Annotated in this window: 27 protein-coding genes; 15 read left to right on the top strand and 12 right to left on the bottom strand. The window is 63.6% G+C overall.

The annotated features are described in order from the left end of the window. Positions 1–12: 12 nt before the first annotated feature. The 6 genes from LB564_RS09790 to mdh form a co-directional block, all read right to left on the bottom strand. Positions 13–3,000, bottom strand: coding sequence for a 2-oxoglutarate dehydrogenase E1 component (locus tag LB564_RS09790; protein WP_224537116.1), 2,988 nt, complete (start codon positions 2,998–3,000; stop codon positions 13–15). A 141-nt stretch (positions 3,001–3,141) separates the two neighbouring features. Continuing rightward, positions 3,142–4,044 (bottom strand): succinate--CoA ligase subunit alpha, encoded by a 903-nt coding sequence (gene sucD / locus LB564_RS09785; protein ID WP_140710229.1) that lies wholly within the window; start codon positions 4,042–4,044, stop codon positions 3,142–3,144. Between the two features lie 11 nt (positions 4,045–4,055). Then, complete coding sequence (locus LB564_RS09780) at positions 4,056–4,550, bottom strand: DUF1579 family protein (protein ID WP_224537114.1); 495 nt, start codon at positions 4,548–4,550, stop codon at positions 4,056–4,058. Positions 4,551–4,554: 4 nt separating this feature from the next. Beyond that, positions 4,555–4,926, bottom strand: a complete 372-nt coding sequence (locus tag LB564_RS09775) for a cupin domain-containing protein (RefSeq protein ID WP_224537112.1) — start codon at positions 4,924–4,926, stop codon at positions 4,555–4,557. A gap of 4 nt (positions 4,927–4,930) precedes the next feature. Continuing rightward, positions 4,931–6,124, bottom strand: coding sequence for an ADP-forming succinate--CoA ligase subunit beta (sucC, locus tag LB564_RS09770; protein WP_224537109.1), 1,194 nt, complete (start codon positions 6,122–6,124; stop codon positions 4,931–4,933). Positions 6,125–6,174: 50 nt separating this feature from the next. Continuing rightward, positions 6,175–7,143: a malate dehydrogenase gene (gene mdh, locus LB564_RS09765; protein WP_224537107.1), complete on the bottom strand. Its 969-nt coding sequence runs from the start codon at positions 7,141–7,143 to the stop codon at positions 6,175–6,177. A gap of 216 nt (positions 7,144–7,359) precedes the next feature. On the opposite strand from mdh, the gene LB564_RS09760 reads away from it, so the two are divergent. The 5 genes from LB564_RS09760 to LB564_RS09740 all read left to right on the top strand — a co-directional run bounded on the left by LB564_RS09760 (position 7,360) and on the right by LB564_RS09740 (position 9,810). Further along, positions 7,360–7,587, top strand: a complete 228-nt coding sequence (locus LB564_RS09760; protein WP_224537105.1) for a hypothetical protein — start codon at positions 7,360–7,362, stop codon at positions 7,585–7,587. Continuing rightward, on the top strand, positions 7,515–7,739 hold the full coding sequence (locus LB564_RS09755; RefSeq protein ID WP_224537798.1) for a GNAT family N-acetyltransferase: 225 nt from the start codon (positions 7,515–7,517) through the stop codon (positions 7,737–7,739). The genes LB564_RS09760 and LB564_RS09755 overlap by 73 nt, the downstream gene beginning before the upstream one ends. A gap of 163 nt (positions 7,740–7,902) precedes the next feature. Beyond that, positions 7,903–8,106: a CsbD family protein gene (locus LB564_RS09750; protein WP_112564507.1), complete on the top strand. Its 204-nt coding sequence runs from the start codon at positions 7,903–7,905 to the stop codon at positions 8,104–8,106. Between the two features lie 576 nt (positions 8,107–8,682). After that, complete coding sequence (locus LB564_RS09745) at positions 8,683–9,387, top strand: Crp/Fnr family transcriptional regulator (protein ID WP_411910151.1); 705 nt, start codon at positions 8,683–8,685, stop codon at positions 9,385–9,387. A gap of 231 nt (positions 9,388–9,618) precedes the next feature. Beyond that, positions 9,619–9,810, top strand: coding sequence for a hypothetical protein (locus LB564_RS09740; protein WP_224537101.1), 192 nt, complete (start codon positions 9,619–9,621; stop codon positions 9,808–9,810). Between the two features lie 110 nt (positions 9,811–9,920). Here LB564_RS09740 and zapE read toward each other — a convergent pair whose 3' ends face one another. The 3 genes from zapE to LB564_RS09725 form a co-directional block, all read right to left on the bottom strand. Beyond that, positions 9,921–11,120 carry a cell division protein ZapE gene (gene zapE, locus LB564_RS09735; RefSeq protein ID WP_224537098.1) on the bottom strand — a complete coding sequence of 400 codons (1,200 nt, stop codon included), beginning with the start codon at positions 11,118–11,120 and terminating at the stop codon, positions 9,921–9,923. Positions 11,121–11,236: 116 nt separating this feature from the next. After that, positions 11,237–11,776, bottom strand: coding sequence for an AprI/Inh family metalloprotease inhibitor (locus LB564_RS09730; RefSeq protein WP_140710244.1), 540 nt, complete (start codon positions 11,774–11,776; stop codon positions 11,237–11,239). A gap of 137 nt (positions 11,777–11,913) precedes the next feature. Beyond that, on the bottom strand, positions 11,914–12,357 hold the full coding sequence (locus tag LB564_RS09725) for a VOC family protein (RefSeq protein WP_224537096.1): 444 nt from the start codon (positions 12,355–12,357) through the stop codon (positions 11,914–11,916). A 132-nt stretch (positions 12,358–12,489) separates the two neighbouring features. Between LB564_RS09725 and LB564_RS09720 the strand changes: the two genes are divergently transcribed. Beyond that, complete coding sequence (locus LB564_RS09720; RefSeq protein WP_224537093.1) at positions 12,490–13,500, top strand: MBL fold metallo-hydrolase; 1,011 nt, start codon at positions 12,490–12,492, stop codon at positions 13,498–13,500. A 76-nt stretch (positions 13,501–13,576) separates the two neighbouring features. Next, a complete protein-coding gene (locus tag LB564_RS09715) occupies positions 13,577–14,143 on the top strand; it encodes a hypothetical protein (RefSeq protein ID WP_224537091.1) in 567 nt (188 codons plus the stop codon). Positions 14,144–14,187: 44 nt separating this feature from the next. Here LB564_RS09715 and LB564_RS09710 read toward each other — a convergent pair whose 3' ends face one another. Then, on the bottom strand, positions 14,188–14,499 hold the full coding sequence (locus LB564_RS09710) for a hypothetical protein (protein WP_224537089.1): 312 nt from the start codon (positions 14,497–14,499) through the stop codon (positions 14,188–14,190). On the opposite strand from LB564_RS09710, the gene LB564_RS09705 reads away from it, so the two are divergent. The 8 genes from LB564_RS09705 (at position 14,482) to LB564_RS09670 (ending at position 21,078) form a co-directional block, all read left to right on the top strand. After that, on the top strand, positions 14,482–14,718 hold the full coding sequence (locus tag LB564_RS09705; RefSeq protein WP_224537087.1) for a DapH/DapD/GlmU-related protein: 237 nt from the start codon (positions 14,482–14,484) through the stop codon (positions 14,716–14,718). The genes LB564_RS09710 and LB564_RS09705 overlap by 18 nt on opposite strands. Before the next feature lie 101 nt (positions 14,719–14,819). Further along, positions 14,820–14,981, top strand: coding sequence for a DUF1328 family protein (locus LB564_RS09700; RefSeq protein ID WP_140710252.1), 162 nt, complete (start codon positions 14,820–14,822; stop codon positions 14,979–14,981). 93 nt (positions 14,982–15,074) lie between these two features. Continuing rightward, complete coding sequence (gene dapF / locus LB564_RS09695; RefSeq protein WP_224537084.1) at positions 15,075–15,959, top strand: diaminopimelate epimerase; 885 nt, start codon at positions 15,075–15,077, stop codon at positions 15,957–15,959. After that, a complete protein-coding gene (gene mtaB / locus LB564_RS09690) occupies positions 15,959–17,284 on the top strand; it encodes a tRNA (N(6)-L-threonylcarbamoyladenosine(37)-C(2))-methylthiotransferase MtaB (protein WP_224537082.1) in 1,326 nt (441 codons plus the stop codon). The genes dapF and mtaB overlap by 1 nt, the downstream gene beginning before the upstream one ends. 12 nt (positions 17,285–17,296) lie before the next feature. Further along, the gene (gene ftsY, locus LB564_RS09685) at positions 17,297–19,141 is read left to right on the top strand and encodes a signal recognition particle-docking protein FtsY (protein WP_224537080.1); all 1,845 of its coding nucleotides are present in this window, start codon (positions 17,297–17,299) and stop codon (positions 19,139–19,141) included. A 57-nt stretch (positions 19,142–19,198) separates the two neighbouring features. Beyond that, positions 19,199–19,873, top strand: coding sequence for a septation protein A (locus LB564_RS09680; protein WP_140710260.1), 675 nt, complete (start codon positions 19,199–19,201; stop codon positions 19,871–19,873). A 23-nt stretch (positions 19,874–19,896) separates the two neighbouring features. Further along, complete coding sequence (locus LB564_RS09675; protein WP_140710262.1) at positions 19,897–20,517, top strand: pyridoxamine 5'-phosphate oxidase family protein; 621 nt, start codon at positions 19,897–19,899, stop codon at positions 20,515–20,517. A gap of 30 nt (positions 20,518–20,547) precedes the next feature. After that, the gene (locus tag LB564_RS09670) at positions 20,548–21,078 is read left to right on the top strand and encodes an NADPH-dependent FMN reductase (RefSeq protein ID WP_224537078.1); all 531 of its coding nucleotides are present in this window, start codon (positions 20,548–20,550) and stop codon (positions 21,076–21,078) included. Positions 21,079–21,252: 174 nt separating this feature from the next. On the opposite strand, the gene LB564_RS09665 is transcribed toward LB564_RS09670, so the two are convergent. Beyond that, a complete protein-coding gene (locus LB564_RS09665; protein WP_010912352.1) occupies positions 21,253–21,459 on the bottom strand; it encodes a tautomerase family protein in 207 nt (68 codons plus the stop codon). A 176-nt stretch (positions 21,460–21,635) separates the two neighbouring features. Continuing rightward, positions 21,636–22,556 (bottom strand): SMP-30/gluconolactonase/LRE family protein, encoded by a 921-nt coding sequence (locus LB564_RS09660; RefSeq protein WP_140703855.1) that lies wholly within the window; start codon positions 22,554–22,556, stop codon positions 21,636–21,638. Positions 22,557–22,568: the final 12 nt, after the last annotated feature.

The raw sequence follows: 22,568 nt of genomic DNA, 5'->3' as shown, positions 1-22,568 counted from the left end.
GCCCAGTTCTGCTTATTCGCCGAGCGCGTCTTCGAGCAAGGCGGCGAGCTGGGCAAGGTGCTTCGACATCAGGCCGGTCGCCGGCGACGCGGCCGCCGGACGGCCGGTGTAGCGCACCCGCTGATGCTTGGCGTCGATATGCGCCAGCACCCATTCCAGATACGGGTCGATGAACGACCAAGCGCCCATGTTCTTGGGTTCCTCCTGGCACCACACCATCTCGGCGTTGCGGAAGCGTGACAGCTCGGTGATCAGCGCCTTGGCCGGGAACGGATAGAGCTGTTCGACGCGCAGCAGGTAGATGTCGTTGATGCCGCGCTTCTCGCGCTCCTCGTAGAGGTCGTAATAGACCTTGCCCGAGCACAGCACGACGCGGCGGATCTTGGAATCCTTGGTCAGCTTGATCGCCTGGTTGGGCAACAGCTGGGCATCGTCCCACAGGAGCCGGTGGAACGAGCTTTCGCCCGAGATTTCCGGTAGCGTCGACACCGCCCGCTTGTGACGCAGCAGCGACTTCGGCGTCATCAGGATCAATGGCTTGCGGAAGTCGCGCTTCAGCTGCCGGCGCAATATGTGGAAGTAGTTGGCCGGCGTCGTGCAGTTGGCGACTTGCATGTTGTCTTCGGCGCAAAGCTGCAGGAAGCGCTCCAGCCGGGCCGAGGAATGCTCAGGGCCCTGGCCTTCATAGCCATGCGGCAGCAGACAGACGAGGCCCGACATGCGGAGCCACTTGCGCTCGCCGCTAGAGATGAACTGGTCGAACACCACCTGGGCGCCGTTGGCGAAGTCGCCAAACTGCGCCTCCCACAAGGTCAGCGCCTTCGGCTCGGCCAGGCTGTAGCCATATTCGAAGCCCAGCACCGCCTCTTCCGACAGCATCGAGTTGATCACTTCGTAGCCGGCCTGCGCCGCCGACAGATTGTTGAGCGGAATATAGCGGGTCTCGTCGCGCTGGTCGTAAAGCACGGAGTGGCGCTGCGAGAAGGTGCCGCGCTCGGAATCCTGTCCCGAAAGCCGGATCGGATTGCCGTCGAGCAGGATGGCGCCGAACGCAAGCGCTTCCGCCGTCGACCAGTCGATGCCTTCGCCGGACTCGATCGCCTGGCGCCGGTTCTCGAGGAAGCGGATGATCGTCTTGTGCGCCTCGAAATCCTTCGGCACCTCGGTCAGCTTCTTGCCGATTTCCTTCAGCGTCTTGACCGGCACGGCGGTCTTGCCGCGCCGCTGTTCGTCCTGGTTGTCGGCCGTGCGCAGGCCCGACCAGGCGCCGTCGAGCCAATCGGCCTTGTTGGGCTTGTAGTGCTGGCCGACTTCCCATTCGGCTTCCAGATGCGCGCGCCAGTCGGCCTTGAGCTGGTCGAGCTCGGCCTGAGTGATGTGGCCTTCGGAGATCAGCCGCTCGCCATAGATCTGCACCGTCGTCTTGTGGGTGCGGATGTTGCGGTACATCAGCGGCTGGGTGAAGGCTGGTTCATCGCCCTCATTGTGGCCGAAGCGGCGGTAGCAGAACATGTCCACGACCACCGGCTTGTGGAACTTCATGCGGAACTCGATCGCCACCTTGGTGGCGTGCACCACGGCTTCCGGGTCGTCGCCATTGACGTGGAAGATCGGCGCCTCGATCATCTTGGCGACGTCGGACGGATAGGGCGACGAGCGCGAGAAGCGCGGATTGGTGGTGAAGCCGATCTGGTTGTTGATGATGAAATGCAGCGTCCCGGCGACGCGGTGACCACGCAGGCCCGACAGGCCGAGGATTTCGGCGATCACGCCCTGGCCGGCGAAGGCGGCGTCGCCATGCAGCAGCAGCGGCAGCACCTTGGCGCGCTCTTCCAGCGGCACGATCTCTTCGCGGCCGCGGCCGAACAGATAATCCTGCTTGGCGCGCGCCTTGCCCATCACGACGGGATCGACAATTTCCAGATGTGAAGGATTGGCGGTGAGCGACAGGTGCACCTTGTTGCCGTCGAACTCGCGGTCCGAAGAGGCGCCGAGATGGTACTTCACGTCACCAGAGCCCTCGACCTCGTCGGGGGCGGCCGAGCCGCCCTTGAACTCATGGAAGATGGCGCGGTGCGGCTTGGCCATCACCTGCGAAAGCACGTTCAGCCGGCCGCGATGCGCCATGCCGAGCACGATCTCCTTCATGCCGAGCTGGCCGCCACGCTTGACGATCTGCTCCAGCGCCGGGATCAGCGCCTCACTGCCGTCGAGGCCGAAGCGCTTGGTGCCTTTGTACTTGACGTCGATGAACTGCTCGAAACCTTCCGCCTCGACCAGCTTCTGCAGGATCGCCTTCTTGCCGGTGGCGGTGAAGGAAATCTCCTTGTCGGCGCCTTCGATGCGCGCCTGGATCCAGGCCTTCTCCTCGGGGTCGGAGATGTGCATGAACTCGACGCCAAGCGTCGAACAATAGGTGCGGGTCAGGATTTCCAGCATCTGCCGGACGGTGCCGAATTCGAGCCCCAGCACGTTGTCGAGGAAGATCGGCCGGTCGTAGTCGGCTTCCGTAAAACCGTAATTCTCGGGCGACAGTTCATTGTAGTCCTCGAGCGGCTTGGCGATGCCGAGCGGATCGAGATTGGCATGCAGATGGCCGCGCATGCGGTAGGCGCGGATCATCATGATGGCGCGCACCGAATCGCGCGTCGCCTGGTGCACGTCGGCGTCGGACGGCGCCACGCCGTTGACGACCACCTTCTCCTTGACCTTTTTCTCGATGTGCTTCTCGACCAGGCCCCAATTGCCGTCGAGCGCCGACACCAGTTCGCCATTGGCCTGCAGCGGCCAGGAGGGTCTTGCCCACGACGCGCCCTTGGCATTCATGCGCACATCGCCGGCATCGTCCTTCAGCCCGGCGAAGAATTCCTGCCATTCGGGATTGACCGAGGCTGGATCATCCTCATAGGCGGCATAGAGCGCGTCGATGTAATCGGCGTTGCCGCCATAAAGGAATGAGGTTAGCGAAAATTGGTCGTTGGCCTGATCTTGTCGTGCCATTTTTTGTCCGCGGAGCCTGGCTCCGTCTCCTTTTCCAAGGGGAATAGTGAATAGTCAGTAGTGAGTAGAACGATGGAAATCTCTGCTCAGCTGCCACTCACTGGTTCGTCCCTTTTTCACTACTAACTACTGACTACTGCCTCAGCCCTTGATGGCTTCAACCAGCGTCGTGCCAAGCCGCGCCGGTGACGGCGAGACCTTGATGCCGGCCGATTCCATCGCCGCGATCTTGTCTTCCGCGCCGCCCTTGCCGCCGGAGATCACCGCGCCCGCATGGCCCATGGTGCGGCCAGCCGGTGCCGTGCGCCCGGCGATGAAGCCCGCCATCGGTTTCCTGCGCCCGCGCTTGGCCTCGTCCTTGAGGAACTGCGCGGCGTCTTCCTCGGCCGAGCCGCCGATCTCGCCGATCATGATGATCGACTTGGTCTCGTCGTCGGCCAGGAACATCTCGAGCATGTCGATGAACTCTGTGCCCTTGACGGGGTCGCCGCCGATGCCGACGGCCGTGGTCTGGCCGAGACCGACATTGGTGGTCTGGAACACAGCCTCATAGGTAAGTGTTCCCGAGCGCGAAACAACGCCGACCGAGCCCTTGCGGAAGATGTTGCCGGGCATGATGCCGATCTTGCATTCGTCTGGGGTGAGCACGCCCGGGCAGTTCGGGCCGATCAGCCGCGACTTGGAGCGGTCGAGCCGCGCCTTGACCTTGACCATGTCCATGACCGGGATGCCCTCGGTGATGCAGACGATCAGCGGGATCTCCGCCTCGATCGCCTCGATGATGGCTTCGCCCGCGCCCGCCGGCGGCACGTAGATGACGGAGGCGTTGGCGCCCGTCCTGTCCTTGCCTTCGGCGACCGTGGCGAAGATCGGCAGGCTCTCGCCTTTCGAGCCGGTCCATGTCTCGCCGCCCTTCTTGGGATGGATGCCGCCCACCATCTTGGTGCCGTGATAGGCCAGCGCCTGTTCGGTGTGGAACGTGCCGGTCTTGCCGGTCAGGCCCTGCACCAGCACCTTGGTGTTCTTGTCGATAAGAATGGACATCGGAGCCCTTTTTAACCGTTGATCGAGGAAGGCGAGACGCGCCGATAGACGCCGCTCACCATGTCTTGCCAGCCATCGCTGCCGGCGGGTTTGAATTGCAGTCGCATGCGATAGGTGTCGGCATCGTTGAAAACATAGGTCACGCGCGCGGCGCCACGCGGCGACGACCGCTCCAGCACCAGTTCGTCGCCATTCCATGCGCCCGTGGCGGGCGACACCGGCACGAAGCCCATGGAATCGAATTGATGCATGGTGACGAGGCTGTTCTGCTGGTCGAAGCCGAACACATTGTGCGCGCCGAAGGAGACCGTGCCGTCGCGGCGCTGACGATAGCGCTGCACCACGAACAGACCGCCGAACTGCGCTTCCGCCGTCACTTCGGAGGTTGCCGCACCCTCATCGGCCCATTGCGTCGCCGCGATATCCTCCTCGCCGCGCCACGCGCCGACCAGCGCCTGCAGGCGCTGATGGTCGGCCGAGAGCGAGGAGAAGGAGGCCGCGTTCATGGGATCACAGCCGCTTCAGATCGGTGACGGTAAGGTCGCTCTTGGCATCGCCGGTGTTGAGCGTCGTCGCCGGTTCGAACATCAGCACCACCGGCTCCGCGGTCAGCGAACGCGGCCGGTGCTCGACGCCGCGCGGCACGACGATGAAATCGCCTTCGCCAAGCTCGAACGGCCCGTCGCGAAAATCGATCGCGATCCTGCCCCGCAGCACGAGAAAAGCTTCGTCCTCATTGTCATGCGCATGCCAGTCGAAGGCCTCGCCGAACTTGGCAACCTTGGCCTGGCTGTCGTTGACGTCGCCGGCGACATGCGGATCGAAGACCTTGGTGATGGTCCGATCCGCCGCCTCGACGAGGTTTATCTTGCGCGGAGGCATCCGCTCAGCCTTTCACCGCCGCCACGATCTTCTTGGCGGCATCGTCGAGATCATCGGCCGACACGACATTCAAGCCGCTGTCGTTGATGATCTTCTTGCCGAGCTCGGCATTGGTGCCTTCCAGGCGGACCACCAGCGGAACCTGGAGGCCGACTTCCTTGACCGCGGCTATCACGCCCTCGGCGATGATGTCGCACTTCATGATGCCGCCGAAGATGTTGATCAGGATGCCCTTCACCGCCGGGTCCTTGGTGATGATCTTGAACGCCGCCGTCACCTTCTCCTTCGAAGCGCCGCCGCCGACGTCCAGGAAGTTGGCGGGTTCGGCGCCATAGAGCTTGATGATGTCCATCGTCGCCATGGCGAGGCCGGCGCCGTTGACCATGCAGCCGATATTGCCGTCGAGGGCGACATAGGCGAGGTCGTATTTCGAGGCCTCGATCTCCTTCTCGTCCTCTTCGGTCGTGTCGCGCAATTCCATCAGTTCGGGGTGGCGAAACAGCGCGTTGTTGTCGAACGACACTTTCGCGTCGAGCACGCGCAGGCGGCCGTTCTTCATGACGATCAGCGGGTTGACCTCGAGCAGGCTCATGTCCTTTTCGACAAAGGCCTTATAGAGGATCGGGAACAGCGTGCCGCCGTCCTTGGCCGCGTCACCGTCGAGCTTCAGCGCGCCGTTGAGCGCCTTAACGTCGTCAGCCGTGACGCCCTTTTCCGGGTCGATGGCGACGGTGATGATCTTTTCCGGCGTATCGTGGGCGACGCCCTCGATGTCCATGCCGCCCTCGGTCGAGACGACGAAGGCGATGCGGCCGACCGAGCGGTCGACCAGGATCGAGAGATAGAGCTCGCGCTCGATGTCGGCGCCGTCCTCGATATAGAGGCGGTTGACCTGCTTGCCAGCCGGGCCGGTCTGCTTGGTCACCAGCGTGTGGCCGAGCATCTCGTTGGCGTTGGCGACGACGTCGGCGACCGACTTCGCCAGCCTGACGCCACCCTTGGCGTCGGGCCCGAGTTCCTTGAACTTGCCCTTGCCGCGGCCGCCGGCATGGATCTGGCTCTTCACCACATAGAGCGGGCCAGGCAGCGCTTGCGCGGCGGCTTCCGCCTCGCTCGCCTTGAACACCGGCACGCCTTCGGCCACCGGCGCGCCAAAGCTCTTCAGCAGCGCCTTGCCTTGATATTCATGGATGTTCATCGGGAACTATCTCCAGGTCGTTTGCCGGGGGGGTGTCGTTTTGCCGGGGTTTACTTCGAGGCGAGTTGCGGCGCGATCTTGACGCAGGCCTCGGTAAGGCCCTGCACCGTCGCCACCGACGCGTCGAACATCTTCTGCTCGGCCTTGTTGAGGTCGATCTCGATGACGCGCTCGACACCGCCGGCACCGATCACCACGGGAACGCCGACATACGTGCCCTTGACGCCATACTGGCCGGAGAGGTGCGCCGCGCACGGCAGCACGCGCTTCTTGTCCTTGAGGTAGGATTCCGCCATCGAAATCGCCGAAGCCGCCGGCGCGTAGTAGGCCGATCCGGTCTTCAGGAGGCCGACGATCTCGGCGCCGCCGTCGCGGGTGCGCTGCACGATCTGGTCGAGCTTTTCCTTCGAGGTCCAGCCCATCTTGATCAGGTCGGGCAGCGGAATGCCCGACACCGTCGAATAGCGGATCATCGGCACCATGGAATCGCCATGGCCGCCGAGCACGAAGGCGGTGACGTCCTCGACCGAGACCTTGAATTCCTCGGCCAGGAAATAGCGGAAGCGCGCGCTGTCGAGCACGCCGGCCATGCCGACGACATGGGTCTTGGGCAGGCCGGAAAACTTCTGCAGTGCCCACACCATGGCGTCGAGCGGGTTGGTGATGCAGATGACGAAGGCCTTCGGCGCGTACTTCTTCAGCCCGGCGCCGACCTGTTCCATGACCTTGAGGTTGATGCCCAGCAGATCGTCGCGGCTCATGCCCGGCTTACGCGGCACGCCGGCGGTGACGATGCAGACATCCGCGCCCTCGATGCCGGCGTAATCATTGACGCCGGTCAGCCGGGAGTCGAAACCGTCGACCGGCGACGACTGCGCGATATCGAGCCCCTTGCCCTGCGGGATGCCCTCGGCAATATCGAACAGGACCACGTCGCCGAGATCCTTGAGGCCGATCATATGGGCGAGCGTGCCGCCGATCATGCCAGAGCCGATAAGCGCTATCTTGTTGCGTGCCATGTGAGGATGATTTCCCTTTGTCAGTGACGGCGCCAACACGGCGTCGAGGAAGAGGCCGGAATGCAGCGGGGGAACCGCGGATTTCGCCGCACCCAATAGCTCCGGTACGGAATAAATTCAAACGATTATTTCGACCCCTGCATTTTCAATCGGTTAGAGCGCTTGGGATTTACGTAAACGTCAAAATTTGTAAGCCGACTTGGGGGAATTTATACAATGACGGTTGAGATCAGAAGACTCTATCCCGGCGATGACGCCCTTGTGATGCGGGTTGCCGACGACGTGTTCGACGAACCGGTGCGGGCCGATCATCTGGCCAGCTATCTCGCGCAATCGGGCCATTTCATGATCATGGCCCTGGCCGGGGCGTTATCGTCGGCCAATGCGCGGCGGTCATCCACCGCCATCCGGACAAGCCGACCGAACTTTATATCGACGAGGTAGGCGTGTCGCCGGCCTTCCAGCGCCAGGGGATTGCACGCAAAATGCTCGACGCGATGTTCGCTCTCGGCAGGGAGCATGGCTGCGAAGAGCTTGGGTGGGCACCGAACCTGACAATCTGCCCGCCCGCGCGCTTTATAAGCGCGCGCCCGTGACGAGGCGGAGACCTTTGTAATGTATGTCTATCGGCTGTAGGCGCGCCGACGAGCCTGACGACCCCTAAGGCGACCGGTTGGGGCGTTCGGCAAAAAAGATTCGACCGGAACCTCGGAGTGGATCGCCCGTTTTGGCACTGTGATCAACAGGAGACAGACCGCCATGGATTGGAACCGCGTCGAAGGAAATTGGAAGCAGGTCAAGGGCAAGGTCAAGGAACAGTGGGGCAAGCTCACCGACGATGATCTCGACCGGATCGCCGGCAAGCGCGACCAGCTCGAAGGCAAGATCCAGGAACGCTACGGCATCGAGAAAGACCGCGTTCGCCGCGACGTTGACGACTGGTACAGCATGCAGGGCTGGTAGTTCCCCCGCACGTGAAAAGGGCCCGGCATGCGCCCTTTTCACGACTTGGCCGCGAGGCTGGGCTTCTCTCAAAGGCTCAGCAGGGACTTAATTGACTCGCTTATCTCCGTCCGAAAGCGTACAGAGATGAATCGTCAGCAGCACGACAAAGGGCCCTGACGCTTGGGAGCGACCATCGCACTCCTGCCCGATACGAGGCATAGGATGGCATGGTTAGTGAACCGGAACGTCCCAGTCTGACGGCAGAGGCCGTACGCGAACTCGCTCGAATATCCGGCGCCACCGAGCAGCAGATACGCGAGATAGTATCGCTGGTTGGGCTCGACCGTGGCTCTATCCTCCGGGAAGCTCGCATCGCTGCAAGGAATGGATAGCTCCAGGGTGCCGTAACAGTAACTGTCGCTTTCATACCAAGGTGGTGGCTTGCCTAGTGCTGTGCGTGCGGCAAGGTCTACAACCCGTCATCGTCGGCTCACGAACGGGCGCCGACGGCCGAGAGATCCAGTGCTCTCTTGCCCGGTGGAGAGATGGTTGGATCAAAGCGCGCTTCGGGCCAAGAGCGAATTGTTGCGGCGGATGAGCCCGGACGATCTTTCGCTGCTTCAACCGCATTTCGAGAGCGTGTTTCTTGAGCTGCGAGCGCCTTTGGAGACGGCCGGTCAAAAGATCGACTTCGTTTATTTTATCGAAAGTGGGCTGGCATCCATCGTGGCCAGGACGTCGGCGACAACCGAGGCCGAAGTCGGGATAATCGGCTTTGAGGGAATGACCGGCTCTGCCCTGATCATGGGAGACGACCAGGCGGCTTTTGATTGTTATATCCAATCGACATGCGAAGCGGTCCGCATCGGCGTCGATCCGTTCGTCGAAGCCTTGCGAGCCAGCGGTACCCTGCGCGCTTTCCTGCTTCGGTATGTACAATATCTTCACATCCAGACAAGTTACACTGCGTCCGTCAATGCGCGGCGGAGCCTGGAGGTTCGGCTGGCCAGGTGGCTTCTGATGTGCGGCGACCGGACTGTCGGAGACCGGCTTTTGATAACGCACGAATTTCTCTCGGTCATGCTGGGGGTCAGGCGCCCCGGCGTTACCGTGGGACTGCAGATGATCGAGAGCCATGGCTATATCCGGGCTCGTCGTGGAGAGGTCACGATCCGCGATCGGAACGGTCTTTTGCGGTTGGCCCAGGATTCCTACGGTCCTCCGGAGTTTGAATACCATCGGCTGGTCGGAGATTTGGGATCGAAGACCCCCGCAAGACAGGAACGCCCCGCCACGTGACCTTCGCTCTCCTGCGAGTTGCAGATGGCCGACGCGATGATGCCGGTGAAGACATGTTGCCCGATCCCCGCGTCGGCCACTACGGCTTCCTGAGGATTTGCCGTCAGCGCAAGCTAGAGCACGCCGAACGATCGGCAACAGCAGTTCGCCGCATGGTAAAAACTGTACAATGCAAGCGCTTGCGAGCGGATTTGGCGGGGAGTACTTTCCGGCTTCGTGCTGGAGGTTTGGATGCAGAGCCCGGACAAGGCAAATGCGAGATCCCGGGTCCAGGTCATCGAAAGCTGCGGCGAATGGTTTGTCCATGTAACCAAGGGCGGCAGGACCGCTGCAACCAATTCCTTCGAGATCGAGGCTCTTGCGCTTGCGTTCGCGGAACGCCAACGCATCCGTCTTGGCCTTGAACGCTATGAGAGACTGTAGTGCAGACCGCTTAGAAAAATTCTAGGAAAAGTGCGTAGCGGTTTTCCGTCCGGAATTGCTTAAAACAAAGGCTTAGAGCGAGCCGGCGATTGCATAAAACAATAACCCGCTTAGCTGGCTCGCGCCTCCGCATTTTGCGAACTCTTCTCCTTCCGCCGCTTGGTCCAGTCCTCCAGCCAGTCGCGGCTTTGCATCTCGATCAGGCGCGAGGCCGTGCGCTCGAATTCGAACACCTCGACGCCGCGCTTGGCCACATAAAGCGCGTGCGGCGGCGCCGCTGCGCTCACCACCAGGCGCATATGATGGTCGTAGAGCGTGTCGATCAGCAGGATGAAGCGCTTGGCCTCGTTGCGCTTGCCTTCGCCCAGCACCGGGACGTGGTCGATGAAGACGGTCGAGAACCGGCCGGCGATCGCCAGATAATCGCGCGCGCCGAGCGGCTTCTCGCAGAGATCGGCAAAGGAAAACCGCGCGGCGTCGCCGGCGGCGGCCGGCACCACCAGCTTGCGGCCCTTCAGCGTCAGCGACGTTTCGGATGTCGGTGCCCCGTGCGTCATCGTCCGCCAGGCCTCGTCCAACGCCTGGTCGGCCGCCGCATCGGCCGGCGTGACATAGACCGGCGTGCGTGCGAGCTTTTCCAGCCGATAGTCCTTGTCGCTGTCGAGCGACAGCACCAGCGCGTGGCGTTCCAATATGGCGATGAACGGCAGGAAAAGCTGGCGGTTCAACCCGTCACGGTAGAGCTCTTGCGGCGCCACGTTCGAGGTGGCGACCAGCACGACCCCATTGGCGAACAGCGCCGAAAACAGCCTGGACAGGATCATGGCGTCGGCGATGTCGGTGACCGAGAACTCGTCGAAGCACAGCACCCAGGCCTGCTCGGCCAGTGCCTTGGCGACCGGCGGGATGGGATCGTCTTCCCTGACAGTGCCTTCCTTGCGCGCCTGCCGGTGCTTCTGGATGCGGTCCTGCACGTCGGCCATGAAATCGTTGAAATGGACGCGGCGCTTGCGCCGCACCGGCAAGAGCTCGAAGAACATGTCCATCAGCATGGTCTTGCCGCGGCCGACGCCGCCATGGATATAGAGACCCTTGACCGCCTCATGCGTCTCGCGCTTGCGGGCAAACAGCCAGCCCAGCGCACTGGACTTGTGCGCCAGCCGCTTGGCCGAGATCTCCACGGTCAGCCGGTCGAGCGCGGCGGCGATCTCTTCCTGCGCCGCATCGCGTTGGATCGCGCCCGACACCACCAGATGGTCGTAGCGCTGCCGGACGGTGGCATGGGTCTGGAGGCCGTCACGCAGATGCATCGGTCACGTCGTTGTTCAGGGCAGGATGCTCAAGAGAGGGTGGGGTATGTTGATATTCAGGTCAGGCCGGGCCGCGATGCGCGGGCCGGCATCACCTGAATATCGACACGCCTGGCCTATCTTGTAAGCGAGATCGGCTGCCCGTTGGAAGTCTGGCCGTCGAACTTCGAGCCGCCCGACGAATAGAGCCGCGCCAGCGAGCCGCCATTCTCATCATAAAGCGTCAGCTGCTTGCCGGCGACGTTCCATGACTTGATGCCATCGATCGGCGCCGGGCAATGCAGCGGCCCGGCGCGGAAGCCGGCGCCGAATTTGGTCTGCGGCGTCGCCACCTTGCAGCTCTGGCCGGAGACATTGACGTTCCAGACCCCGGCGACAGCTGCCGCGCTGAGGTCCGCGGCACCTGCTGGCGCCGTGCCGTCCGGCGGCAGCGAGGCGACCTGCGTGTTGGCCGGCGCCGTCGGGAATTGCGAAGGGTCGGTGGTGCCGGGCGACGCCGGCGGCGGCAGCTGGTTGGAGCTCACCTGGCCAGCGGGGGCTGGCTGCAACGGTGCCGGTTGCTGATCGTCCATCGACGAGAAGCGTGAGGTTGAGCAGCCGCTCGCAACGAGCGCCGCCAGGGATACGGCCACAAGGCCGCCTTTGGAAAAATTCATTACAACCTCCGTCGGATCCGGCTGGGGGGAAGCCGTCCGCGCAATAGCACCTCCACCAAGATGGAGAAGGTGGCGAAATTTCAACCCGATATGGTTAAAATAGGGTTTGCGGCAAGATTGTTGCAAATTTATCGCAATCATTGCGCCAGCGCGGCACTTGGGACGAACACATACCCGTCCGGCCCGACAATATAGCACTCCCGCAGGCCATGCGGCTTGTCGACGGCGCCGGAGAGCACAATGTAGCCATGTTCCAGCGCCGCCGCCTCGACCGCGTCCGGATCGGCGCCATAGAGGCGCAATTCGATGCCGGCACCGCGTGTCTCGGCGCCGGTGATGACACCTGTCATCGGATTGTCGAGATAGGAATGATCCGCATGCAGCATGAAGACCGACCCCAGAAGCTCGATGGCCGCGAAATCCTCGTCGGCATAGATCACCCGGGCGCCCAGCACGTCGCGGCAGAAGGCTTCCATCGCCTGCATGTCTGACACCAGCAGATTGACGCCGATGCCGCGCGGCAGCGCGCGGCCGAAATCCTCGGCTTTCATCCAGGGCGCCTTCGTCCGCTTCATTGCCATGGCATTGTCCTCCTGATCCCGCGATCCTAACCGAGGCCGCTTCGCCGCCCTTGGCACTCGGCCGGCGCACGCTTGCGCCAGCCGGCGTTCGGCCTATCTCTGGGGGAACACAACCCAGTGGGAGCCGCAAAATTGGCCGCGAGACAGAGAGCCGCCAACCGCTATTACAGCGGCCCGCCCAGCGACCATTTCGACGGCACCCTGTTCTTCAATCCGGGCGGCCGAATGCCCGGCCCCTTCAAGGATCTGCTGAAATGGCAGTTCAGCGGTCAGCGTTCGAAATGGCCACCTGCCAGCCCAAGCCCTTTTGCCCAGGCAAAGCCGATGGCGACGGTCGAAGGTGCCGAACTGACCGTGACCATGGTCGGCCATTCCACCTTGCTGATCCAGACCGCCGGGCTGAACCTCCTCACCGATCCTGTGTGGTCGCAGCGTAGCTCGCCGTTCTCCTTTGCCGGCCCCAGACGCGTCAATCCGCCTGGCATCGCTTTTGGCGATCTGCCGGCGATCGACCTCGTGCTGGTCAGCCACAACCACTATGACCATCTCGACCTCGCCACGCTGAAGCAGTTGAAGGAGAAGCACGATCCGCTGGTGGTGACGCCGCTCGGCAACGATGCCATCATCGCCGCCGCTGTATCAGGCATGCGGCTTTCCGCGCATGACTGGGGCGACAGGCGCGATGTCGGCCGTGGCACCACTATCCATGTCGAGCCCGCGCATCACTGGTCGGCGCGCGGCGCGCGCGACCGGCGCATGGCGCTGTGGGCGGGCTTCGTCATCGACACGCCGGGGGGAAAAATCTATTTCGCCGGCGATACCGGCTTCCACGACGGCATCAACTACCGGCTGATGGCTGAAAAACACGGCGGCTTCCGCTTCGCCATCCTGCCGATCGGCGCCTACGAGCCGCGCTGGTTCATGGCACCGCAGCATCAAAATCCCGAGGAAGCGGTGCAAGGTATGAAACTATGCAACGCCGCCTTCGCCGCCGGCTGCCATTGGGGCACTTTCCAGCTCACTGACGAGCCGTTCGACGAACCGGTCCGCAAACTGGGCGAAGCGCTGGACGCCGAAGGCGTGCCGCGCGAGAATTTCCGGGCCTTGCGACCCGGCGAGGCCTGGGACGTGCCGCGGATTTAATGGCCTCGACAGAATGGCCGTTTACGCTGCCGTGGTTTTCGCTGATGGTCGTCCCCGGACAGAATAGGGGAATCAGATGAAGTCGATCATGGCGGGTCTTTTGGCGCTGGCGGTCTCGGTGCCGGCGGCTTTCGCGGGCGAGATCGGCGACCGGGCGGCCGAGGCCGAGAAACTTCTCCAATCGGGCGATGGCGCCGGTGCGCTGGAGAAGTTCGGCAGCGCCCAGGAGGCGCTCTGGAAGGCGATGCCGCTTGCCGTGATGAACGTCAAGCAGGTGGATACAGCCTCCGGCTTCGGCATCTACAGTGAACGCGCCAACCATGTGTACAAACAAGGCGAGCAGGTCGCTCTCTACATGGAGCCGGTTGGCTACGGCTATGGCTCGGACGGGCTCGGCAACAGCTCGATCGCGCTCTCCGTCGACCTGACCGTCCTTTCCGAGGCCGGTGAAAAACTTGGCACCTTCGAAAAGATCGGCCGCGTGCAGGTCGCCTCGCGTTCGCACAACCGCGAACTGTTCTTCAAGCTGGACCTCTCCCTCACCGGCCTGCCGCCCGGCAAATACCGCTGTGACTTCGTCATGCATGACGAGAATTCGAGCAAGACGGCCCCCTTCAGCACGGATGTCGAGATCGCCGGCTGAGGCGGGTTCAAGAAAATGTCCGACAGAGACGGCACCAGGACAATTCACCGCGGGACGCCGGAATCGGCGGCCATGCTGGCGAATGTCAGGCGGGCGATGGCGATCACCGCCCGGCTCAACCGCCTGACGTTCGACGATGCGGACGAAGTCAGGGCCTTGTTCAGCCAGCTCATCGGCCGGGAGGTGGACGCGAGTTTCTGCTGATCCCGCCATTCTATACGGCAGGAGGCGACGAAATCCGCGTCGGGCGCAACGTCTTCGTCAATCAGAACTGCACTTTCTATGACATCGGCGGCCTCGACATCGCCGACGATGTGATGATCGGGCCAAATGTGAGCATGATCACGACGGGCCATCCGCTCGACCCGTCGCAGCGCCGCGCCGTCACGATCGGAAAGCCGATCGCCATCGAGAGAAATGTCTGGATCGCGGCTGGTGCGACTGTCATCGGCGGGGTGACGGTGGGCGAAAACGCGGTGGTGGCCGCCAGTTCGGTGGTTACCAGGAACGTTCCCCCAAATACCCTTGTCGGCGGCAATCCGGCACGGGTCATCAGGTCGATTGGCGCCGACTGAACGACACCCGCAAGGGGCTATCCCCTCGCAGCCTCGGGAACCCAAGCGCGACGGCCGCGTTTTTCAACCGGTTTCAATGTGTTCGGCTTGCGAGGCATACCATGCTCAAATGGATCATCATTCTCCTGATCATCGCCGCCGCTGCGAGCCTGCTCGGCATGCCGGCACTGGCCGGCGCGGCCGCCACCGGCGCGCGCATTCTCATCGGCATCGTGCTCGTCATCTTCCTGTTGATCCTGCTTGGGGTCTTCGCGGTGACGTAAGTCCGCCGCCTTTGCCGTGAAAGCGCCTGCGCACTGGTAATTCCTGCCCATTTCCGCCATATAGCGCCGAACGGACATGGAATTTTCGGAGCAATGGCAGGCACGGCCCCTTTCGCCAAGATGAACGGCATCGGCAACGAAATCATCGTTGCCGATATGCGTGGTCGTGCGGATCGGGTGACGGCCGCGGCCGCCATCGCGCTCAATGCCGACGCCGCGACGCGGTTCGACCAGATCATGGCGATCCACGACGCCAGGACGCCGGGCACCGCCTATTTCGTCGACATCCTGAATTCCGACGGGTCGGGGGCGCAGGCCTGCGGCAACGGCATGCGCTGCGTCGTCCAGGCACTGGCCGCCGAGACCGGCGAGAAGACCTTCACCTTCGAGACCGTGGCCGGCATCCTCAATGCCCGCGAACACGCCGACGGCTCGATCTCGGTCGACATGGGCACGCCGCGCTTCGGCTGGCGCGACATTCCGCTGGCCGAGGAGTTCCGCGACACCCGCATGATCGAGTTGCAGGTCGGCCCGATCGACGCGCCGGTGCTGCATTCGCCCTCGGCCGTCTCGATGGGCAACCCGCACGCCATCTTCTGGGTCGACAACGACGTCTGGAGCTATGAACTCGACCGTTTCGGTCCGCTCTTGGAAAACCATCCGATCTTTCCCGAGCGCGCCAACATCACCATCGCCCAGGTAACCTCGCCAGACTCTATGACAATCCGCACCTGGGAGCGCGGCGCCGGCCTGACCAAGGCCTGCGGCACCGCCTCCTGCGCGGCTGTCGTTGCCGCCGCGCGCACCAGGCGCACCTGCCGCTCCGTCAACCTGCTGACGCCTGGCGGCGGCACGCTGCATGTCGAGTGGCGCGATGACGACCACGTCATCCTGACTGGCGCGGCCGAATGGGAATTTTCCGGCAGCTTCGATCCTTCGAACGGCGCCTGGGCCCGCGACACCGAAAGCGCGGCCTGATGTCGGCTGTGTCCAAGGGCGTCGACGTGGCGAAGCAGCCCGGCCGCATCGACATGGTGACCTTCGGCTGCCGCCTCAACACCTATGAGTCCGAGGTGATGCGGCGCGAGGCCGAAAGTGCCGGCCTCGGCGCGCTGGACGGCGGCGCCGTCATCTTCAACACCTGCGCCGTCACCGGTGAAGCCGTGCGCCAGGCCAGGCAGGCGATCCGCAAGGCGCGCCGCGACAACCCGGCCGCGTGTATCATCGTCACCGGCTGCGCCGCGCAGACCGAGCCCGAAAAATTCGCCGCCATGGACGAGGTCGATCTCGTGCTTGGCAATGAGGAAAAGCTCAAGGCCAACTCCTATCGCGCGCTGCCGGATTTCGGCGTCAACGACACCGAGAAGGCACGCGTCAACGACATCTTCTCGGTGCGCGAAACCGCCGGCCACATGGTCGACGCGATCGAGGGCCGCGCGCGCGCCTTCGTCCAGGTGCAGAATGGCTGTGACCACCGCTGCACCTTTTGCATCATCCCCTATGGCCGCGGCAATTCGCGCTCGGTGCCGATGGGCGCCGTGGTTGAACAGGTCAAGCGCCTGGCGGGCAACGGCTATGCAGAGGTCGTGCTGACCGGCGTCGACATGACCAGTTTCGGCGCCGACCTGCCTGGTGCGCCCAAGCTCGGCAAATTGGTGAAAACCATCCTGAAACAGGTGCCCGACGTGAAGCGGCTCAGGCTGTCCTCCATCGATTCGATCGAGGCCGACGAGGACTTGCTCGACGCCATCGCCACCGAATCCAGGCTGATGCCGCATCTGCATCTGTCGCTGCAGTCGGGCGACGACATCATCCTCAAGCGCATGAAGCGCCGGCATCTGCGCGACCAGTCGATCCGCTTTTGCGAGGATGTGCGCAAGCTCCGTCCCGGCATTGTCTTCGGCGCCGACATCATCGCCGGCTTCCCGACCGAGACCGAAGCCATGTTCGAGAATTCCGAAAAAATCGTCGAGGAATGCGGCCTGACCCACCTCCATGTCTTCCCGTTTTCACCGCGCGAAGGCACTCCCGCCGCGCGCATGCCGCAGGTTCGCCGCGAGCTCGTCAAGCAACGCGCCGCCCGGCTGCGCGCCGCCGGCGAAGCGGCCTACCAGCGCCATCTGTCGTCCATGGCCGGCAGCCGCCAGTCGATCCTGATCGAGCGCGACGGTCTTGGCCGCACCGAAGGGTTCACGCTTGCCGCACTCGGCACCGGCGCGCCGGGCGAGATCGTCGAAGCTGAAATAACCGGCCACGACGGCATCAGGCTGACAGCCGCCCCCCTTGCCGCCCGCGCCGCCTGAGAACGCAAAAGCATGGCTGGTTTTTTCAAGAAGATATTTTCGTTCGGCAAGAAGGAGGTGGTCGAGGAGCGCATCGACGAGACCGCTCCGCTGCCGCCGATCAAATGGGAACAGCTCGACGCGCTGAAGCCGGCGGCCGAGCAGGCCCTGCCGGAGTTTTTGAAGCGCGAGGAGGTGGTGGCGGAAGCCGCGCCGGCGGCCGCGCCGGCTCCGGTCGAGGCCGCGGCTGGACCGGCGCCCGAGGAACCCAAGCCCGAACCTGTCCCCACCATTCCGCCGGCGCCGGAGCCGACCGTTCCGTCGGAACCGGAACGGCAGCCGGAGCCTGCTCCGGAAGAGAAGCCGGCACCCCCACCCCAGACGCCTGAACCGCCCGCGCCCGAAGAGGTCCCGCCGCCGCCCGTCGTTCCGGAGCCCACACCCGAGCCGCGGCCGCAAGAAATCCCGCCCGCGCCATCCGAGCCGGAGATCGTTCCTTCGCCTCCGGAAAGGCAACCGGAACCCGCGCCGGTCGAAGTGCCGACGCCGCCAGCCGTTCCGGCCGAACAGCCCATACCGGTCGAGGTGCCGCCGGCGGCACCGGTTGAGGCCCCCCAGTCGGTGGCTGCCTCCGAGCAGCCAACGTCAGAGGCCAGCGCTGCCCCTCATCCGCCTGCCGGCACCTTCTCGCCGTATAGGGATAGGGAGAAGAGAGAAGCTTCCTCGCCGGCGCCGTCTTCCCAGGTCGCGCCTGCGACCGAAGCGCCTTCAGCCGAGATCGCTCCGCCCATCCGCCAGCCGGCACCGGTCGAGACACAGCCGGTCATCGCCGAGATCGCGCCCGAGCCTCAATCGATCCCGCAACCCGCCCCGGAAGCAAAACCCGCGCCCGGCAAGGTAACTGTTGCCAAGAAGGTCGAGCAGAAGGCTGAACCGGTAAAGGCGCCGGAGCCTGCGCCGAGGCGGTCCTGGTTCCAGCGCATGCGCGACGGGCTCGCCCGGTCCTCGCGCGAACTGACCGGCAACATCGCCGGCGTCTTCACCAAGCGCAAGCTGGACGAGGAGACGCTGCAGGACCTGGAGGACGTGCTGATCCGCGCCGATCTCGGCGTGGAAACCGCGCTTCGTATCACGGACGCGCTGGCCGCAAGCCGCTACGGCAAGGACGTCTCCGATACAGACGTGCGCACCGTCATGGCGACCGAGGTCGAAAAGGTGCTGACCCCTGTCGCCCGATCGCTGGAGCTCGATCTGTCGCACAAGCCGCACGTCATCCTGGTGGTCGGCGTCAACGGCACGGGCAAGACCACGACGATCGGCAAGCTCGCCGCCAAGCTGACCGATGGCGGCCTGTCGGTGATGCTGGCCGCCGGCGACACGTTCCGCGCCGCGGCCATCGAACAGCTGAAGATCTGGGGCGAACGCACGAAATCGCCGGTCATTGCCTCCAAACTCGGCGCCGATGCCGCCGGCCTTGCCTATGACGCCTTCGAACGGGCAAAGGAAGCGGGCTCGGACGTGCTGATCATCGACACCGCCGGGCGGCTGCAGAACAAGACCGAGCTGATGGCGGAGCTGGAAAAGATCGTCCGCGTGCTGGGCAAGCTCGATCCCGAAGCGCCGCACACCGTGCTGCAGACGGTCGACGCCACCACCGGCCAGAACGCGCTCAACCAGGTCGAGATCTTCCGCAACATCGCCGGCGTCAACGGCCTGGTGATGACCAAGCTGGACGGCACGGCGCGCGGCGGTATTTTGGTGGCGATCGCGGCAAAGCACAAATTGCCAGTCTATTTCATCGGCGTCGGCGAACAGGTCGACGACCTCGAACCTTTCTCGGCAAGCGAATTCGCCAGGGCGATCGCTGGCGTGGCTTGAACAGGCGCGATGCCGGAAGTGAGGCTTCCGGCCAGGATCGTGCGTTAGAAGGAAACCATGAACCCACCCATTCTCGAACGCGATCCATCCGACCCGCAGAAAGAGAAGAAGGAAAGCATCAATCCCGTGCTCAAGCTGGCGCTGGAGCTCGGGCCGCTGCTGGTCTTTTTCTTCGCCAACGCGCGCGGCGAGTGGCTGACGCGGAAATTTCCCGTGCTGGCCGAATTCGGCGGTCCGATCTTCGTCGCCACCGGCCTGTTCATGGCCGCGACCGCGATTGCGTTGATCGCCTCGTGGCTGCTCACCCGGACCTTGCCGATCATGCCAATGGTCTCGGGCGTCGTCGTCTTCATCTTCGGCGCGCTGACGCTCTATCTGCAGGACGACATCTTCATCAAGATGAAGCCGACCATCGTCAACACGCTGTTCGGCGGCGTACTGCTCGGCGGCCTGTATTTCGGCCGCTCGCTGCTCGGCTATGTCTTCGAGTCCGCCTTCAAGCTCGATGCCGAGGGCTGGCGCAAGCTCACCTTCCGCTGGGGCCTGTTCTTCCTGTTCCTGGCCCTCGTCAATGAGATTGTCTGGCGGAATTTTTCCACCGACGCCTGGGTTACTTTCAAGGTCTGGGGCATCATGCCGATCACGCTTCTGTTCACCTTCAGCCAGATGCCGCTGATCCTGCGCCATTCGCTCGACGACAAGGCCGGCGGCGAAGAGAAAGCCGGCAAATAAGGCAGGGACTAAAGGGGAGAGCCATGGAATTCGTCGCCACGCACGAGGAACTGCGGACGATCTACAAGACGCCGCGCCCGACCGATGGTTCGATCCGTAAGGAATTGAAGGCGCTCGACGGCCATTGCCGCTCCTTCATCGGCAAGAGCCCGTTCGTGCTGATCGGCTCGTCCGACGGCGAAGGCAATGCCGACGTCACCCCGAAAGGCGACAAGCCTGGCTTCGCCGCCATTATCGACGAAAAGACCATCGCCATCCCCGACCGGCCCGGCAACAACCGGCTGGATACGCTGGAAAACATCCTGCGCAACCCCTCCGTCGGGCTGCTCTTCCTCATTCCCGGCATGAACGAGACGCTGCGCGTCAACGGCGACGCCCGCATCACCGTGGATGCCACTTTGCGCGGGCGCCTCGCGGTCGACGGCAAGGAGCCGCTCAGCGTCATCGTCGTCGCCGTCAAGGCCGCCTACATGCACTGCGCCAAGGCCTTCATGCGCTCCGATCTGTGGAAGCCCGACAGCTGGTACGAACGCGCCACGTTGCCGACGCTCGGCCAGATCCTGCGCGACCAGTTGGCGCTGGCCGATTCGGCCGAGGCGACCGACCGCTGGCTGGACGACGAATACAAGCAGACGATGTGGTAGCCTGCGCGGACGAATCGCCCGAGCGTTACCTTGCTAAAGATTCTCGCCATTTCCGGCAGCCTGCGGGCGGCCTCGACCAATTCGGCCCTGGTCGCGGCCCTGGCGCTGAACGCGCCGGAAGGCTGTCGCGTCACCGTCTATGACGAACTTGGCCGGCTGCCGATCTTCAACCCCGACGACGAGGGCGAGCGCACGCCGCGCGAAGCCTCCGACCTGATCGACGCCGTCACCCGCGCCGACGGCGTCATCGTCTCCTGCCCCGAATATGCCCATGGCGTGCCGGGCGGGCTGAAGAACGCGCTCGACTGGCTGGTCTCGCGCGACGCCGCCGTGGCCAAGCCCGCCATGCTGGCCCACGCCTCGCCACGCTCGCTGTTTGCCCGCGCCGCGCTGGCCGAGATCATGCGGACCATGTCCTTCGCGCTGTTTGAGGGCGGGCCGGAGATTGCCTTGCTCGGCAAGAAGCCGGCTGAGGTGGAGGCTATTTTGGCGGAGCAGGCAAACCGGCAGGTGATGCGCGAGGCGGTTCAGGGTTTCGCGGATTTTATCCGATCGCGTTGAGCGGCGCGACGCCCTTCCTCTCCCCTTGTGGGAGAAGGTGGCCTCGCGAAGCGAGGTCGGATGAGGGGTGCTCCAGCTTGGCAAAGACGGCGATCCGGCACCCACCCCCTCAACCGTCTCGGCGCTGCGCGCCGATCCACCTTCTCCCACAAGGGGAGAAGGAAAAAGCGGCCGCTACCCCTTCCGCAACGTCTCGACATCGGTCTTGCCGACATACCAGTCGCGGGCGTTGACCTCCTCGAAGACCACCCAGACATCGTCATTGCCGAGCCCGGTGGCCTCCATGATGGCCGCGGTCACCTTCTTGGCGATGTCAGCCTTCTTGCCGGCCGGATCGGCGGCGATCACTTCCTTGACGATGCGGATGTTGACGAATGGCATGACGTCCTTCCCTTCAAATACTATCGCCTCTGAGACTGTTTCGAAATTCGCTCTGGCGAGTCATATGATGGTGGTTTCGAGAACCGGAGCGCAGCGGACATTTGGGTCCGTGAGCACCGGAAGCGCAGAAAACGCCTTCAGATGGCCGCCAGAGTAGAATTTCCAAACAGTCTCATTCAATAGGTCTTGGCCCCGTTCACCATCAGCCGGACGCTGTACAGCGAGGTGGTGCCGGCGATGTAGAGGCAGTTCAGCTTGGCGCCGCCGAACACGCAATTGGCGGTCACCTCCGGCACCTTGACCTTGCCGATCAGCGTGCCGTCCGGGTCGTAGCAATGGATGCCGTCGGCCGCGCTCGTCCAGATGCGTCCGTCCGCGTCGAGCCGGAAGCCGTCGAACAGGCCTGATGTGCAGTCGGCGAACACCTTGCCGCCCGAAACCTTCTTGCCGTGCTTGCCTACATTGAACACCCGCATATGCGCCGGATTCTCAGCGCCATGCGTGCGCCCGGTGTCGACGACATAAAGCAGGCTTTCGTCGAGCGAGAAGGCGAGACCATTCGGCCTGACCATGTCGGTGATGACGGCTTCGACCTCGCCCGTGTCGGGATCAACCCGGTAGACGTGGCAGGCACCGATCTCGCTCTCGGCCTTGTCGCCCTCATAGTCGGTGTCGATGCCATAGGTCGGGTCGGTGAACCAGATCGAGCCGTCGGACTTCACCACCGCGTCGTTGGGTGAGTTCAGCGGCTTGCCCTTCCATTTGGCGGCGATGGTGGTGACCGAGCCATCGTGCTCGGTGCGGCTGACGCGGCGGCCCGAATGCTCGCAGGTGACCAGCCGGCCCTGCCGGTCGACTGTGTTGCCGTTGGAATTGCCCGACGGCTGGCGGAAGACGCTGACGCTGCCGTCGGTCTCGTCATAGCGCAGCATCCGGTTGTTCGGTATGTCCGACCACACGACGTAGCGGCCGGCGGCGAACCAGGCCGGCCCTTCCGCCCAGCGGCATCCAGTGAACAGTTTCTCCACCTGCGCATTGCCGTTGAACAGGCGCGCGAAGCGCGGATCGAGAATTTCATAATAGTCTGCGGCCGCCATGCATTTCCTCCA

This window comes from Mesorhizobium sp. ES1-6 (assembly GCF_020164775.1).
Taxonomy (GTDB): domain Bacteria; phylum Pseudomonadota; class Alphaproteobacteria; order Rhizobiales; family Rhizobiaceae; genus Mesorhizobium.
This window is presented reverse-complemented; position numbering and strand designations above follow the sequence as displayed.

Coding starts and splice junctions, on each gene's coding strand:
- LB564_RS09790 (WP_224537116.1), bottom strand. CDS start 3,000: ATGGCACGACAAGATCAGGCCAACGACCAATTTTCGCTAACCTCATTC.
- sucD (WP_140710229.1), bottom strand. CDS start 4,044: ATGTCCATTCTTATCGACAAGAACACCAAGGTGCTGGTGCAGGGCCTG.
- LB564_RS09780 (WP_224537114.1), bottom strand. CDS start 4,550: ATGAACGCGGCCTCCTTCTCCTCGCTCTCGGCCGACCATCAGCGCCTG.
- LB564_RS09775 (WP_224537112.1), bottom strand. CDS start 4,926: ATGCCTCCGCGCAAGATAAACCTCGTCGAGGCGGCGGATCGGACCATC.
- sucC (WP_224537109.1), bottom strand. CDS start 6,124: ATGAACATCCATGAATATCAAGGCAAGGCGCTGCTGAAGAGCTTTGGC.
- mdh (WP_224537107.1), bottom strand. CDS start 7,143: ATGGCACGCAACAAGATAGCGCTTATCGGCTCTGGCATGATCGGCGGC.
- LB564_RS09760 (WP_224537105.1), top strand. CDS start 7,360: ATGACGGTTGAGATCAGAAGACTCTATCCCGGCGATGACGCCCTTGTG.
- LB564_RS09750 (WP_112564507.1), top strand. CDS start 7,903: ATGGATTGGAACCGCGTCGAAGGAAATTGGAAGCAGGTCAAGGGCAAG.
- LB564_RS09745 (WP_411910151.1), top strand. CDS start 8,683: ATGAGCCCGGACGATCTTTCGCTGCTTCAACCGCATTTCGAGAGCGTG.
- LB564_RS09740 (WP_224537101.1), top strand. CDS start 9,619: ATGCAGAGCCCGGACAAGGCAAATGCGAGATCCCGGGTCCAGGTCATC.
- zapE (WP_224537098.1), bottom strand. CDS start 11,120: ATGCATCTGCGTGACGGCCTCCAGACCCATGCCACCGTCCGGCAGCGC.
- LB564_RS09730 (WP_140710244.1), bottom strand. CDS start 11,776: ATGAATTTTTCCAAAGGCGGCCTTGTGGCCGTATCCCTGGCGGCGCTC.
- LB564_RS09725 (WP_224537096.1), bottom strand. CDS start 12,357: ATGGCAATGAAGCGGACGAAGGCGCCCTGGATGAAAGCCGAGGATTTC.
- LB564_RS09715 (WP_224537091.1), top strand. CDS start 13,577: ATGAAGTCGATCATGGCGGGTCTTTTGGCGCTGGCGGTCTCGGTGCCG.
- LB564_RS09705 (WP_224537087.1), top strand. CDS start 14,482: ATGATCACGACGGGCCATCCGCTCGACCCGTCGCAGCGCCGCGCCGTC.
- LB564_RS09710 (WP_224537089.1), bottom strand. CDS start 14,499: ATGGCCCGTCGTGATCATGCTCACATTTGGCCCGATCATCACATCGTC.
- LB564_RS09700 (WP_140710252.1), top strand. CDS start 14,820: ATGCTCAAATGGATCATCATTCTCCTGATCATCGCCGCCGCTGCGAGC.
- dapF (WP_224537084.1), top strand. CDS start 15,075: ATGGCAGGCACGGCCCCTTTCGCCAAGATGAACGGCATCGGCAACGAA.
- mtaB (WP_224537082.1), top strand. CDS start 15,959: ATGTCGGCTGTGTCCAAGGGCGTCGACGTGGCGAAGCAGCCCGGCCGC.
- ftsY (WP_224537080.1), top strand. CDS start 17,297: ATGGCTGGTTTTTTCAAGAAGATATTTTCGTTCGGCAAGAAGGAGGTG.
- LB564_RS09680 (WP_140710260.1), top strand. CDS start 19,199: ATGAACCCACCCATTCTCGAACGCGATCCATCCGACCCGCAGAAAGAG.
- LB564_RS09675 (WP_140710262.1), top strand. CDS start 19,897: ATGGAATTCGTCGCCACGCACGAGGAACTGCGGACGATCTACAAGACG.
- LB564_RS09665 (WP_010912352.1), bottom strand. CDS start 21,459: ATGCCATTCGTCAACATCCGCATCGTCAAGGAAGTGATCGCCGCCGAT.
- LB564_RS09660 (WP_140703855.1), bottom strand. CDS start 22,556: ATGGCGGCCGCAGACTATTATGAAATTCTCGATCCGCGCTTCGCGCGC.